The sequence below is a fragment of the uncultured Mucilaginibacter sp. genome (assembly GCF_937859865.1).
Lineage (GTDB): Bacteria > Bacteroidota > Bacteroidia > Sphingobacteriales > Sphingobacteriaceae > Mucilaginibacter_A.
The window spans coordinates 1-14,974 of the sequence record NZ_CALMAT010000111.1 but is presented as its reverse complement, the minus strand read 5'-3'; the positions used below and the strand labels follow the sequence as shown (position 1 = coordinate 14,974).

Annotated in this window: 9 protein-coding genes and 1 pseudogene; 7 read left to right on the top strand and 3 right to left on the bottom strand. The window is 38.7% G+C overall.

What is annotated here, in order from left to right; all coding sequences use genetic code 11:
• Both Q0192_RS11470 and trpD read right to left on the bottom strand, forming a co-directional pair.
• Nucleotides 1-187: pseudogene (locus Q0192_RS11470) on the bottom strand (phosphoribosylanthranilate isomerase); the annotation flags it as partial.
• 10 nt (nucleotides 188-197) lie between these two features.
• Complete coding sequence (gene trpD / locus Q0192_RS11465; RefSeq protein WP_299289620.1) at nucleotides 198-1,187, bottom strand: anthranilate phosphoribosyltransferase; 990 nt, start codon at nucleotides 1,185-1,187, stop codon at nucleotides 198-200.
• 234 nt (nucleotides 1,188-1,421) lie between these two features.
• Between trpD and Q0192_RS11460 the strand changes: the two genes are divergently transcribed.
• The 5 genes from Q0192_RS11460 to Q0192_RS11440 all read left to right on the top strand — a co-directional run bounded on the left by Q0192_RS11460 (nucleotide 1,422) and on the right by Q0192_RS11440 (nucleotide 9,536).
• Nucleotides 1,422-2,396: an ion channel gene (locus Q0192_RS11460; protein WP_299289619.1), complete on the top strand. Its 975-nt coding sequence runs from the start codon at nucleotides 1,422-1,424 to the stop codon at nucleotides 2,394-2,396.
• Between the two features lie 256 nt (nucleotides 2,397-2,652).
• Nucleotides 2,653-5,865: a SusC/RagA family TonB-linked outer membrane protein gene (locus tag Q0192_RS11455; RefSeq protein WP_299289618.1), complete on the top strand. Its 3,213-nt coding sequence runs from the start codon at nucleotides 2,653-2,655 to the stop codon at nucleotides 5,863-5,865.
• 10 nt (nucleotides 5,866-5,875) lie between these two features.
• A complete protein-coding gene (locus Q0192_RS11450; RefSeq protein WP_299289617.1) occupies nucleotides 5,876-7,408 on the top strand; it encodes a SusD/RagB family nutrient-binding outer membrane lipoprotein in 1,533 nt (510 codons plus the stop codon).
• Nucleotides 7,409-7,436: 28 nt separating this feature from the next.
• On the top strand, nucleotides 7,437-8,345 hold the full coding sequence (locus Q0192_RS11445) for a DUF1735 domain-containing protein (protein WP_299289616.1): 909 nt from the start codon (nucleotides 7,437-7,439) through the stop codon (nucleotides 8,343-8,345).
• Between the two features lie 183 nt (nucleotides 8,346-8,528).
• The gene (locus Q0192_RS11440) at nucleotides 8,529-9,536 is read left to right on the top strand and encodes a carboxypeptidase-like regulatory domain-containing protein (RefSeq protein WP_299289615.1); all 1,008 of its coding nucleotides are present in this window, start codon (nucleotides 8,529-8,531) and stop codon (nucleotides 9,534-9,536) included.
• A gap of 42 nt (nucleotides 9,537-9,578) precedes the next feature.
• On the opposite strand, the gene Q0192_RS11435 is transcribed toward Q0192_RS11440, so the two are convergent.
• Nucleotides 9,579-9,860, bottom strand: coding sequence for a hypothetical protein (locus Q0192_RS11435; protein WP_299289614.1), 282 nt, complete (start codon nucleotides 9,858-9,860; stop codon nucleotides 9,579-9,581).
• A 323-nt stretch (nucleotides 9,861-10,183) separates the two neighbouring features.
• Here Q0192_RS11435 and Q0192_RS11430 point away from each other — a divergent pair, with 323 nt between their 5' ends.
• Nucleotides 10,184-13,450, top strand: coding sequence for a SusC/RagA family TonB-linked outer membrane protein (locus Q0192_RS11430; protein WP_299289613.1), 3,267 nt, complete (start codon nucleotides 10,184-10,186; stop codon nucleotides 13,448-13,450).
• Nucleotides 13,451-13,469: 19 nt separating this feature from the next.
• Complete coding sequence (locus tag Q0192_RS11425) at nucleotides 13,470-14,834, top strand: SusD/RagB family nutrient-binding outer membrane lipoprotein (RefSeq protein WP_299289612.1); 1,365 nt, start codon at nucleotides 13,470-13,472, stop codon at nucleotides 14,832-14,834.
• The last annotated feature ends 140 nt before the right edge of the window (nucleotides 14,835-14,974 follow it).

Here is a 14,974-nt window from a genome sequence, read left to right as displayed (position 1 = left end):
AATCTTTATCCACAAAAACGCCTGTTTTTTTTGCCGGTAAACGAAGCTCCGTTAAGGCTTCGTTTGGCTCATACCCCACAAAACGCGGCGAATGCGGATAAAATATTAAACCCAGGTAATCCGGCTGCAAAGCGGCAACTGCTGCCATGTTATCCGGAAACTTCATTCCACAAACCTTAATTTTCATCGCCCTTTATTTAATTGGTCAACAATGTTTTAAAACTGTTTAAAGCTTTTTTGCTTTGCAAAGATACGTTTGCTTCGTCAAAACTTTCGGCAAATGATTTTTCGGGACAGATTGTTTTGATGGCCATGGCCGCATTGCACAACACCACATTAGTTTGCGCTTTGGTTGCTTGGTTGTTTAATACTTGCATAAAAACGGCAGCAGCTTCCGGAACAGAATGGCCGCTGCTGATTTCGGTTGGGTTGAGCTTATCAAAACCCAATTCGGCCAGTTTACAAATCTGTTCACCCTGGTTAGAAAAAGTTTTAAAATCCGAAGTCAGCGAAATTTCGGCATAACCATCCAATGAATGGACAATAGTATAATTTTTATCCGTTTTTTGATACAAATACGCGTAAACCCTCGCCAGTTCCAAACTAAAAACGCCGACCATTTGGTTTTTTGGCTTTACAGGGTTTACCATCGGCCCAAGAATATTAAAAAAAGTTTTCACAGCAAGTTCTTTGCGGATGGGCGCGATGACTTTCATGGCCGGGTTAAACAAAGGCGCATGCAAAAAACAAATCCCGGCCGTTTCAATGCTTCTTTTAAGGGTATTAATTTCGTTGGTAAACCAATAGCCCAGATATTCCATCACGTTGGAAGAACCGGAACCCGAGGAAACGCCGTAGTTGCCATGCTTAGCCACCTTGTACCCCGCACCGGCAACCACAAAAGAAGCCAGGGTAGAAATATTAAACGTGTCCTTACTGTCGCCGCCGGTGCCGCAAAGGTCAACCAGGTTTTCGGTTTCTAAATTTACCGGAACGCACAGTTCCAACATCGCATCCCGGAAACCTTCCATTTCATCAATCGTGCTGCTGCGCATACAATAAGCCGTGATAAAAGCAGCCATTTGCGATGGGTTGTACTGGCCCCGGGCAATGTTGATCAGGATATTTTTAGCTTCTTCTTTGGCAAAACTTCGGTTTTCAAATAAGTGGTTGAGTATCGCTTTCATTGTACGGATATTGCTGCCCAAAGCTAAGGCAATTGCCCGGATAAACACAAGGAATACAAAGGTAAATACGGGTAAGCAACGGTCAATAAAAATAGGCCGGTAAAAGAAGCATGGTGATTTTAATCTTTGCGCTACAATAATTTTGCTTCTTTTACAATACTTTTTTTCAGATAACCTTTTTAATTTATACCCACCAATTTTATAGTGGTAAAAGAAGCATGACCATTTATTAAGATGCCGAAAACAAAATTTGCCATGCAGGACGATCTGGGACTGGGCCTGCAACCCGTTGTACAAAACCAGCGAACCATTAACCGCGACGGAACATCCAACAGTCGCCGCACCGGTTTGCCTTTTTTCCGCACGGCCGATATGTACAATAGTTTGATCAATATGTCGTGGCGCAAGTTTAACCTGCTTGTTTTTGCGGCCTACATTGTCATCAATGTGTTTTTTGCGTTGGTTTACCTGTTGATCGGCATCAAAAACCTGGACGGGGTTAAGCCTGGCGGTTCCAATTTTCAGCATTTTATGGATGCTTTTTTCTTTTCGGCACAAACCATTTCTACGGTTGGTTATGGGCATATCAGCCCGTCGGGTTTGCCGGCAAGCAGTGTTGCCGCGCTCGAATCGCTGATCGGCCTGCTTAGTTTTGCACTGGCTACCGGATTGCTTTACGGGCGTTTTTCTAAACCTTCGGCCAAAATCAGGTACAGTAAAAACATAATTGTTGCCCCTTACCATGATATTACAGCATTGATGTTCCGGCTGGCCAACTTCCGAAGCAACCAGTTAGTGGAGCTGGAAGTACACCTAATGTTAACGTACAATGCCGTCATTGATGGCAAAGCACTACGGCAGTATGTATCATTGGAACTGGAGCGCGACAATATTAACCTGCTTACATTAAGCTGGACAGTGGTGCACCCCATTACCGAAGATAGTCCGCTTAAAACCATGGACCTCGAATTTTTGCAGCAAAACGAAGCCGAGTTTATTGTAATGCTGAAAGCCTTTGACGATGATTTTTCGCAAACGGTACATTCCAGGACTTCTTACACTGATGAAGAAATTATTTGGGGCGCAAAATTTTTGCCTGCTTTTGCCAGAAACGAAACCGGCATCCATGTTTTAGCCTTGAACAAAATTGATGCGTTGGAGAAGGTGGAAGTTGGAGGACAAGTAAAGGCTGATACAACACTACCTTAATGCTTTTGATGAACCTGATGCTGTTGGTAAACTACATTTACTACTTTTAAGTACTAAGGAATGGTAATATTGAAATTACATTGATAGAAATAGAAGCATTTTAGTGAATGAGTTTATAAATTTTTAAATTATTAGTAAAATAGCCAAAATGTGTCGATTTTATTAAATTTATTTGCAATAAAATTTAATAATCTTAGTTTTACTCACTAAATTTAACAGAATTTAACATTTAAAAACTAACTAACTCATTCAAAACATGAAAAAACTTCTACATGTATGTACGGTTTTCCTGCTGTTGTTTGCCTCTCAGGCATTTGCACAAAACCGTACAATTACCGGTACAGTTACAAGCAGGGAGGACAATCAAACCCTTCCAGGCGTTTCAGTAATTGTAAAAGGAACAACAAAAGGAACACAAACCGGATCTGACGGAAGGTACACCTTAACTGGGGTTGCACCAGGGGCAACCTTAGTGTTTAGCTTTATTGGCTCCAACTCTGTAGAAATCAAAGTAGGTGCTTCTACTACGGTAAATGCTGTTTTATCCTCTTCTTCCAGACAACTGACCGAAGTTGCGGTTACATCATTTGGCGTAAAAAGACAAGCAGCTTCATTAGGTTACTCAACCACTAACATTTCTTCGAAAGAACTTACCGTAGCAAAACCCATTAGTGTGGCCAATGGTCTAACCGGTAAAGTATCAGGCTTACAAGTAAGCACCACCAACAATGGCCTATTCGCGCCAACCCGTATCACTTTACGCGGCACCCGCTCATTAACCGGTAACAATACACCTTTGATTGTTGTAGATGGTTCGATTTTTTACAGTGATATCAGCACTTTGAATCCTGAAGACATTGAATCAACAACTATCCTGAAAGGTGCCAGTGCATCTGCCGTGTATGGTTCTGATGCATCAAACGGTGTCATTGTTATTACTACCAAACATGGTACTAATTCAAAAACACCAACTATTACATTTTCTCAAACCACACAGATAGAAAAAGTAGCTTACCTTCCTGCTTTGCAAACCCAATTTGGCAGCAACGGTGCCGAAAGGACAGTATATGACTTTAATGATTTAAGTTACTATATCCCTTATGAAAATCAAAGCTACGGACCTCTTTATAATGGTAACTCAGTACCATTAGGCCGTACGGCTGCTGATGGCTCCATATTAAGGGTTCCATATAGTAATATAAAAAACCAGAAGAGAGATTTTTTTAATACGGGCTTAACTTTACAAAATAACTTTTCCTTTGCTTCAGGTGACGAATCAGGAAACTTTTTCATGTCTTTCCAGGATTTGCTAACTAAAGCTGTAATGCCGGGAGATCAAGGTCGGAGAGATGCTTTTCGTTTAAACGGAGATAAAAAATACGGTATTTTTTCGGCAAATTATTCAGCCGTATATACTAGGAAATATACCAATACTACTGCTACGGGTTCTGTATATAATGATTTGTTAGAATCTCCTACATTTATACCGGTAAGCATTCTTAAAGATCCAAATTCTTTTTGGGGCAACCCGGATAATTATTACAATGATTATTATTCTAGCCCTGGCCAAATTATCAAACAAACAAGAAACTATAATACCGAAGACCACATCAATGCCAACTTAGCATTAAATTTAAAACCAACCAAGTGGTTTGGGTTGACTTACCGTACATCTATTGATAATACAAACAGCAGGTACGAATTTGAAGATGGAGGTGTTACTTTTAGTCCTTATACACATACTAATGGTTTTGTAAATTATACTAATTATGATGGCAGCCAAATTATAAAAGGGACCGATGCCGGTACTAAGTATTCCGCTTCTGCTGATTTGTTACCGCAATATGGTACTAATAACTTCAGTAACCTGCTTTTCAGTTCTGACCTTTTGGCGAACTTCAACACTAAAATCAATAAAGATTTTTCTTTTAGGGGTACTTTAGGTGTAGCCTATTTGGATAATAAAATTACCTATACCCCAATTAACCCTTCTTTTATTAATTTTTTGCCTTACAATACCTCCAACTTTGTTTCTGTTTCAGGAGGAACTGTCGCAGGACAGGCTACATCTGAAGCTCGCAAAATCGGATACTTTGGCGAGGCAGAATTTAGCTTCAGGAATTATGCCTTCGTTCATGGTTCTTACAGAACTGACTTAGATTCGCGCTTATCCAAAGCAAACCGGTACATCCCATATTATGATATTGACGGTTCATTAGTATTAAGTGAAATGTTTAAAAGTTTAGTGGAAAACAATAACTACTTAAGCTTTGCTAAATTAAGATATGCACACTCTTTAACCGGTAACGTATCAGCTTTGGCTAATGGTTCACAATACATTGCTTATGGGTCTTACCAAACAACACCAGTTATAGGCCTTGCCAATGGCTTTCCGTACTCATCTTCAGGTATTGCTGGTTACTCTTTAAGTACTACTGTTGCCAACCCAAATATCAAACCTGAAACAACGATTGAAAACGAGATAGGATTAGATTTAGGCTTTTTAAAGGACAGGATAACCTTTGGCGGATCAATTTATAAGCAAGACACTAAAGACGGTATCGTATATGCTTCTGTTTCATACGCTTCCGGATTTAACCGGGCATTGTTAAATGCTGCCAATACTACTAATGAAGGTATAGAGCTGGATTTGAGCGGTACAGCAATTAAGTCAAACAACGTAACCTGGACTTTAAAAGGTAACTGGACACGTAATCAAAACAGGACTAACTCTATTGTTTCTGGCGTACAACAATTAAACATTGGTTATAATACTTATGCCGTAGTTGGTCAATCCATGTCTAATCTTTTAGGTTACGACTGGAACAGAGATCCAGCTACAGGAAAAGTAATTGTAAATCCAAACACTGGTTATCCAACCAAATCATCTGTGTTAACTAACTTTGGCCGTGTTACTCCGAGAGATATTGTTGGAATTACTTCTACTGTAGCTTATAAAAATTTATCATTAACTATAACTGCTGATTACAGAAGCGGTTATGTAATTTATAACCAGATTGGTAGAACGATTGACCATAGCGGTGTTGGCCTTACTACAGCAGTTTCTGGCCGCCAACGTTTTGTTTTCCCTAACTCAGTATATAAAGATGCAAATGGTAATTATGTTAACAATACCAATGTGGAAGTTCAGGATGCAAATTTCCAATTCTGGCCATTAACCTACAACAGTGTAGATGGTAATTATATTGTTAGTGCAGCTGCATGGAAACTTAGGGAAGCTAACTTAAATTATGCTGTACCTACACAATGGCTAAGAAGTAGGGTAAAATATATTAAAGGTGCCAACATTTCTATTTCAGGCCGTAATCTATTAATGTTCCGTCCGTCAACTAATAAATGGACCGACCCTGAATACAGTGAGACTACCGGTAATGCAGTAGGTTATACTAGTTTAAACCAGGCTCCTCCAACCAGGCTTTACAGCGGAACTATATCTATCATTTTTTAAGATTAAAACAATGAATATAAAATCAATATTTAAGCAAAAAGCAAGCTTAGCTTCAGTTTTTATAGCAATAGTATTAAGTACAGCCGGATGTAAAAAAGGCGCTTTTGATATAAACAATAATCCGAATACACCTACATCAGTACCGGCTAAATACTCTTTAAGTTCTGCTTTAACAAATACTGCAGCTTTGGAATATGGGGTTAGTAACGGAGAGTTTTTAAATAACTGGATGGGTTACTGGACACAAGGGGGCGCGTATTCGGCAAGCCCAACTTATGTTCTTTATCAATTAACCAACAGTGATTATAATGGCAACTGGACAAACGCTTATCTAAACCTTGAAAACTACAGCTTGCTGCAACGTACCGCGGGAACAGACCCTACCCAGGCAAATTTCAGAGGTATTGCGATGATCATGAACGCTTATGTTTACCAACGCATTGTAGATTTATATAGTAGTGCACCTTATACCAGTGCTTTGGCTGCAAATGCGCAGTTTTCTTATCCTTACGATTCTGGCAGCAGTATTTATGCAAAATCTATTGCCAAAATAGATTCAGCGGTAGCTATTATCAGCGGTGCACCTACAACAGCAATAAGCCCGGGAACTTACGATGTGATGTTTGGTGGTAAAATGGCCAATTGGCTGTTGTTTGCCAAAACATTGAAATTAAAAATGCTAATGCGCCAAACACAGAACGGCATTGGGGATGCAGGTGTTAAAACTGCGTTGGCAAGTTATACCCAGGCTGATTTTTTAGGTGCCGGCCTTGATGCTTCCATCAACCCGGGTTATTCCAGTACATCCAATTCACAGGAAAACCCTTTCTATTACGACATTGTAAAAGACTACGTTGGAAACCCTGGTGCAAATACATTGTATTACCGTGCCAATGCTTATGGCGTAAACTTCTATAAGAACCATAACGACCCTCGCAGTACTGCTTTTTATTTCCCTGCAACTAACACAGGAACAGTAGTTGGCCGTATTTACGGATCTACAGCCCCAGAATCTAACCAGGCTATTTCCGCTATCCGCGGTACTGGTTTCACTTCTTCGGGCGCAGACAAAACATCTTCTCAGGATGCGGTAATGATACCTGCTTTTGAAAGTTTGTTTTTGCAGGCCGAAGCTATACAACGTGGTTATATTGCCGGTAATGCAGCTACAACATTTAAATTAGCGGTAGCAGAGTCTTTTAGGCTTCTAGGTGTAACAAATGGTGCAAACGCAGCAGAAATTTATACTAATCAAGCTGATGCGCTTACCAATTATACCGTTTCAACAAATAAGATTCAAACCATCATAACCCAAAAATGGGCCGCTTGTAATACTTTTGACCCCTTGGAATCTTATAGCGACTGGAGAAGGTTAGGCTATCCCTCTGATTTGCCGGTGTCAGCATATCCTGGTAATACCGCAACACATATCCCTTATCGTTTGCCTTACCCGGTATCAGAAACCAGTTACAACAGTACCAATGTGCCAGCAGGCGGTACTGCACAAGATATTTTTACGGCAAAAATATTTTGGATGCCATAATTGTTAATTCACTATTAAATAAAAAAAAATGAAAAAAATAATATTCGCATTAGCTATCCTGACAGCCACGTTAACGTCATGCCTGAAGGATAAGCCTAATGTTGACTTTTCAAATCTGGGTGTAAATGTTGACTTGGTTGAAAGTGGTTTGACATATTTTCCTGCCGACGCGATCACCAGTACTGCAGATACTATTACTAAAACATTCACTGTAAACATTTCGTCTCCAAATACATTAAGTACTGATGAAGTTGTTACAATAGGAGTTGATAATTCGATTATAACCTCATATAATGCTACAAACACTTCTGTTACGTATAATGCTATTCCGGCAGCAGCTTTTAAGCTTCCAACCACGTCGCTTACTATTAAGGCGGGACAGCGTGTAGGGACATTTAGTGTTACAATATATAAGAACCAGCTTGATCCTGCATTAAGCTACATGCTTCCTATCAAAATTGTAAGCGTATCAACGGGTACTATTAGCGGTAATTTTGGCGTACATTATTATCACATTATTGGTAATGATTTTGCTGGAAGTTACAAATGGAATTTTAAGCGTTATAATGCCTCTGATACTACTTCAACAGCACCTGCAAGCCAGTCTTTTACTGGAAATCCCGTTACTATATCCCCAGTTAGTCCTACTCAAATTGAGGTAACAAGTGGATATTACTATATGGCAAAATATGAAGTTACTTTTACTAAAACAGGTAATGGTGCATCAGCTTCTTATTCTAACTTTGCAGTAACTTTAAATAAAGATGATGTTGCAAAAGCGGCTGGCTTAGGCGTTACTTTAAATACCCCTTCTTTTGTATTAATCGATCCTACCAAGAGCTATACGTATGCACAGGTACTACAAAAACTAAAATTTATTTATATAGCAAATACATCTTCAGGCAATCGTGTTGATGTTGATACTTATTATAAATAGATTTTATAATAATTTAAACAAGTAAGGCTGCCAATTGGCAGCCTTACTTGTTTAAGGGTCAATGCTTCTTTTATCCATATAAATTATACTTCTTTTAATAATAAAAAAACACAGAAATAAATTAAATAAAACTTAAACAAGCCAATGAAAAAATATTAATTTTGATAAACATCCTTTTCAATTATGAAAAAACAAGCTTTTTTTATACAAATTTTCTTTCTACTACTATCATCTTTAACCTTTGCACAAACTATTACCGTTTCAGGTACTATAAAAAATGAAGCTGGAAACGCCTTGCCTGCAGCGATGGTTGAAGTTAAATCAACCCCAACAGTACTGAGGGTAGATTCGGCAGGCGAGTTTTCAATGGGCGTAAACCCAAAAGCAAAATTGTTGGTTAGCTGCCCTGGTTATGAAGACAAACAGGTAAATGTTAACAACAATACAGATTTGAAGGTGGTGCTGGTTGCAAAATTAGGCACCAATATCAATAACAACCAGGCAGGAACAGGTTCAAATAACCAGTTTGCAAATGGCATAACCCAACGTCAAGGTGCCGCAACAAGCTTGATTTATGGAAATAGTGGTGCAAGGATAGGGTCTCTGCTGCCCGTGTTCGGCCATACCGAGGCAACCAGAGGAAGCCGTTACTTATTTGACGAATGGACAGATGGCACGGTATTAAGCGTTAAAGATTCGGTTATCAAAAACCCAAACTATCATTTTAATTATGACAAGATCAATGGTATATTATTGCTAAGTGAAAATAAAACAAATGCAATTGAAATAGATAAAGGCCAGGTAAAAGCTTTTACCTTACATAAAGATGGCGGACGGTTTGAAACTTTTGAACTGGTGCCTGAAATAGATCAGACACATTTTGTTGAAGTACTATCAAATGGAAAAAAATACAAAATTTATAAGCAATTAAATACAAAATTTATTAAGAACAACTATCGAACAGATGGCATGACTTCCAGCGGCAACAACTATGATGAGTATGTTGATGAAAGTACTTATTATGTAATGGATGTTAAAACCCAGCAACTGCGCAAGATAACCTTGAAAAAGAAGGCGTTAAAAGAAGCATTTGCTGCCGATGCGGTTAAAGTAAACACTTATTTAATCACCAACACAGATGATATTAACGACAGTTATGTTGCCAATTTGGGGAATTATTTAAACCAGTAAATAAAAGTGTTGTAGTGTTTTTGATTTATAAGCCTAAAAGCTTTATTCCCAAACCCCCGCCTCCAACAACTCCTCCAAAACCGCCACCAATTCATTCACACACTTATCCGCATTGGTTTTGCTATGGGCCGGGAAAGCGATGGCTTTGGTATAGGCAACAGAACCAATCCCGGACAAGCGGACCGCTTCCAACACTTCTTTTTCCAAAACCTTCATCACCGTGATGACTACTTTTGGTTGCAGCGAAACCAGCCGTTCGCTCAAAGGTCTAATGCTGTCGGCCCTTACTTGTTTTATAAATTCTATGGCCAGCCCGTTAATCATGTCAAGGCATAGATAATCGACATAGCAACCGTTTTCTTTAAAGAAAGCAAGGAACTCTTTGCGGCTTTTAAATTTTCAATTTTGTGCTTATTTAACATTTATTTTTGATACTTCTTTTATCACCTAAAAATCATTGGTTACTATATTTTTCCTATTAGTGTACCATGCAAAAACAAAATTTACAAGCATAAAAGAAGTATTACGATCTTCAAGATAAAGTTTAATCATCTCTAAATACTTATAATAACTTGTCATCAATAAATTTTTATTTTATAACTTTACTTTCTTAAATTAACATTTAAACTAATTTAATAATATAAAACATGAAAAAACTTCTACATGTATGTACGGTTTTCCTGCTGTTGTTTGCCGCCCAGGCCTATGCACAAAACCGTACGATTACCGGTACAGTTACAGCCAAGGAAGATGGATTGTCGCTTCCGGGCGTAAGCGTTCGGGTACAGGGAACTACGGTTGGTACGGTAACAGGGGCTGATGGAAAGTATTCTATCAGTGCAGCAAACAATAATGTACTTGTATTTACTTTTATCGGTTATACTGTTCAAACTGTGGCAGTTGCCGGTAAATCTGTTATTAATATTTCTTTACAAAGCAGCAACCAACAATTAACAGAAGTTGTTGTAACTGCTTTGGGTATCAGAAGAGAGAAAAGAGCATTGGGATACTCTATACAGGAGGTGAAAGGCGATGAATTAGTTGCCGCAAATCAATCTAATGCCCTTGGAGCTTTAGCCGGTAAGGTTGCCGGTGTGCAAATCACTTCGTCAGGAGGTACGGCCGGCTCTGCAACTTACGTACAGTTAAGAGGCACAAACTCTTTAACCGGTAATAACCAGCCTTTATTTGTAATTGATGGTATGCCTATTGACAATTCTCAAAACCAAACCACAGACCCATTACAAGGTGGTACTCCAATTAACAGAGGTGCTGATATTAACCCTGACGATATAGAAAGTGTATCTGTATTGAAAGGGCCTTCCGCTGCTGCACTTTATGGTATCCGTGCAGCTAATGGCGCCATTGTAATTACGACTAAAAAAGGTGCAGCCGGCAGAGTACAGGTTGATTTTAATGCTGGTGTATCGTTTGATGTGGTAAACAAACTACCTAAACTCCAGCATGAATATATTAAAGGTGTGAATGGAACTATTCCTTCCAATACATCCACTAACCGTTATTCCTGGGGTGCTAAAGCCGATACTTTATTCAGAACCGGTGTTCCAAATCAGTATGATATAAACGGGAATATAGTAGGTAAATCAAGTCCGTTAGCGAAAATACCATTTACACCATACGATAACTTAAACAATTTTTTCAGAACAGGGGCTACGTTCAATAATTCAGTTGCAGTTAGTGGCGGTAGCGATATTGCTACCTATAGAGCATCTGTTACCAATGTTTACCAGACTTCTATTGTTCCTACGCAGTATTATCAGAGAACTTCCGTTGCTTTTTCAGGCCAGCTAAATATGTCGAAAAGGTTGAGAGCTTCAACTAATATGACCTATACCTCAAGCGATGGAAACATTGCTCAACAAGGAAGCAATCTTTCAGGTATTATGCTTGGTTTAACCAGGACACCAATATCATTTGATAACTCTTTTGGCCGAAAAGACCCTACTGACCCGGCTGCTTACCTATTCCCAGACGGTACACAACGCTCCTACAGAAACGGGATTTATGATAACCCATTCTGGACAATTAATCAAAACCCTTTTACTACCAACCTTAACCGTATAATTGGCAACATCCAGTTAGATTATAATATTGGTGGTGGTTTTAGTGCATTGTACCGCTTAGGTACTGATGATTATCAGGATAACAGACATCAGTATTATGAAATCCAATCAGGCGCTTTTCCAGGCGGCCGCGTAATTGATGATCAGTACAGCTACAGAAGCCTTAATTCGGATTTAATTTTAAGTTATACTAAAAAGCTTGGGTCAGATTTTCAATTTGATGGAAAAATAGGAAATAACTTTTACGGCACTAAGCTGACCAATTTGTACACAACAGGCGATGCTTTAGTTGCACCTGGTTTTAACAATGTAGCTAATGCCAGTACTGTAATAGCCGGTAATTTGATTACACCTTACAGAACTGTTTCTGCTTACTATGATTTAAATTTAAGTTATAAATCTATATTATATTTAGAAACAACAGGCAGAAACGATTGGGCATCAACCTTACCAAAAAATAATAATTCGTTTTTTTATCCATCAGCTAACTTAAGTTTTGTATTTACCGAGTTAGGTGCATTAAAAGATAACAGCGTTTTAAGTTTTGGTAAACTCCGTCTATCAGCAACTCAGGTAGGAAATGCTCCCAGTGCATTTCAAACAAGCAGTTTTTATGCACCAAGTACCTTTGCAGACGGATATACAACAGGTATAGCTTACCCAAGCAACGGCTTAGCAAGTTATGGTTTAACGGCTAACTTAGGCAATAGTCTTTTAAAGCCCGAAAAAACAGTATCGTATGAAGGAGGGCTTCAATTGCAATTCTTTAAAAACAGATTAGGAATTGATGCAACCGTGTACCACAGTAAAGGAACAGATTTATTAGTAAATGCTCCGATATCTGGCTCTACTGGTTATACCTCTATCACTTTAAATTCCGGTTCGGTTAGAAATAATGGATTTGAGCTATCAGTAAATGGCACGCCTGTAAAAAGTGGGAATTTTACTTGGAGTTCATTTGTAAACTTTAGCCTAAATAGAAGCAAAGTACTTGAATTGGCACCGGGAGTTAATCAAATCACTTTAAATGGTTTTACCGGAACACTAATTGCACAACTGCCGGGAGCACCCGCTGCAAGTATTTACGGTTTTGGTTATACCCGGGATAATAACAATAATATTGTTGTAAGCGATGCAAAACAGGTTGATGCAAATGGCAATGTAACCAACGTTGCACATGTTAGCGGTTACCCTATAAGTAATACCAATGATCAAAAAATAATTGGTAATACTAACCCTAAATTCCGTATGGGTTTTGGTAATACGTTTACTTATAAAAAAGTTTCTTTATATGGTTTGATAGACTGGAAGTTTAAAGGAGACATTTGGGATGGTACGCGTGGCTCTTTAGCAGCTATTGGTACGTCTGATTTAACTTTAAACAGAAATACGAATAAAGTTTTCAACGGTGTTTCAGGACATTTAAATGCAAACGGTAACTTAGTACATTATGCAGCAGACGGTAAAACAGAATTACCAGGCGCAGGTGCTGTAAATACGCTTAGTGTACCGTTAGATCAAGTTTGGTATCAGGGCAATGGTGGCGGTTTTGGTAATCTTAATGAGCAATTTATTGAAGATGGCTCTTATGTTAAATTACGTGAAGTAACTTTATCATACGACTTTAAAGATTTAATTTTTGGAAAATCTACCACCTTTATTAAAGGATTTTCTTTTGGTGCATTTGCCCGGAATATCATTATATGGACACCGTATAAAGGTATTGACCCTGAAACCAGTTTAACAGGTGCAAGCCAGGCCCAAGGCATCGATTATTTTAACAATCCCGGAGCATCAAGTTATGGTGTTAATTTAAAAGTTAGGTTTTAACTAAATAAAACTATTAGACATGAAATTAGAAGCTAAAAATATATTCACTAAGGGATTTCTTATCCTTACTATTGGCTTAGTATTTACCTCTTGCAAAAAGGGGTATTTTTACCCTGGTATTAATGACAATCCTTCTCAGTTGCAAAAACCGCTTGCTAAAAATTTGCTTCCCGCCATTATTCAAAGTACCGGGTATGAGTGGAACGGGGATGCTTCCCGTTTTACCTCAACATTTATGCAACAGGTTACCGGTGCTGCCAATCAATCCGCATTAGCCAATACTTATGCAGTATCTACTGATGATGTGGATAATATGTGGACTACGGGTTTATACGGTGGTGGTATCATGAACAATGCCAACTCCTTGATAAAAATTGCTGATGCTGCAAACCAAGCCCATTATGGCGCTATTGGCAGAATAATGATGGCTAATGCTTTAGGGTTAACCACAGACCTGTGGGGAGATGTTCCTTACACAGAAGCATTTCAGGGAACTGCCAATTTGCAACCACACTACGACTCGCAGCAATCTATTTATGCCACGCTTGATAAATTATTAAGTGATGCCATTGCGCTGGCTGCTAAAACGGAAACTACAGCGCAGCCGGGAGCTGACGATATATTGTATAATGGTAATATGGCCAAATGGATTCGGTTTGCACATTCATTAAGGGCTAAACTTTATTTACACTTGGTAAAAATAGATCCCGCTAATTATGACAAGGCTTTAGCGGAAGCAGCATTAGGTTTCACATCAAACACTGATGACGCTGCTGTATCATTTTCCGGAGCAAGTGTAACTTCAGAAAACCCATGGTCTCAGTTCAACTCTCAACGTGGCGACATCGCTTTTACAGGTTATATTTATAATTTATTAGCCGGAACAGCAGATCCTGCGGAAGTGCCTGCTAAAGATCCCCGTTTAGCTGTTTACAGTGATGGCAGCGGAGGCTTAGGAACTTTATATGGCAGCCCTAACTCTGCTGTATATTTGCTTAGTTATGATGAGTTAATGTTTATCCAGGCAGAAGCTCAACTCCAAAAAGGAAATAATGCTGCCGCCGCTACTGCTTATAATAATGCTGTAAGGGCAAATTTAACTAGAACTGTTGGAAGCAGCACATATGCCAGTACTTATACTAAAACAGCCGCTAATATTACCTTAAAAGATATTATGGTTCAAAAGTATATTGCTAACTTTTTAAACCCGGAAACCTGGACAGACTGGAGGCGTACTGGTTATCCGCAACTTACTCCAAACGCTAATGGCGTACTAAATGGTCAAATTCCAAGAAGTTTACTATATCCATCCGGCGAACAAAGGTATAATGCTAATGCACCTAAAAATACCAGTATGTTAAGAAGGGTTTGGTGGGATAAGTAATAAAGTAATCTTTTTTATTAGTGCTATAACAGGGGCGGGCTATTTTAAAATAGTCCGCTTTTTTATTTACTTCAATTTTTATACTTTAAAAAGAACCTATTTAAATTTTTATCACAAAAATCTGTAATGCTTCTTTTATG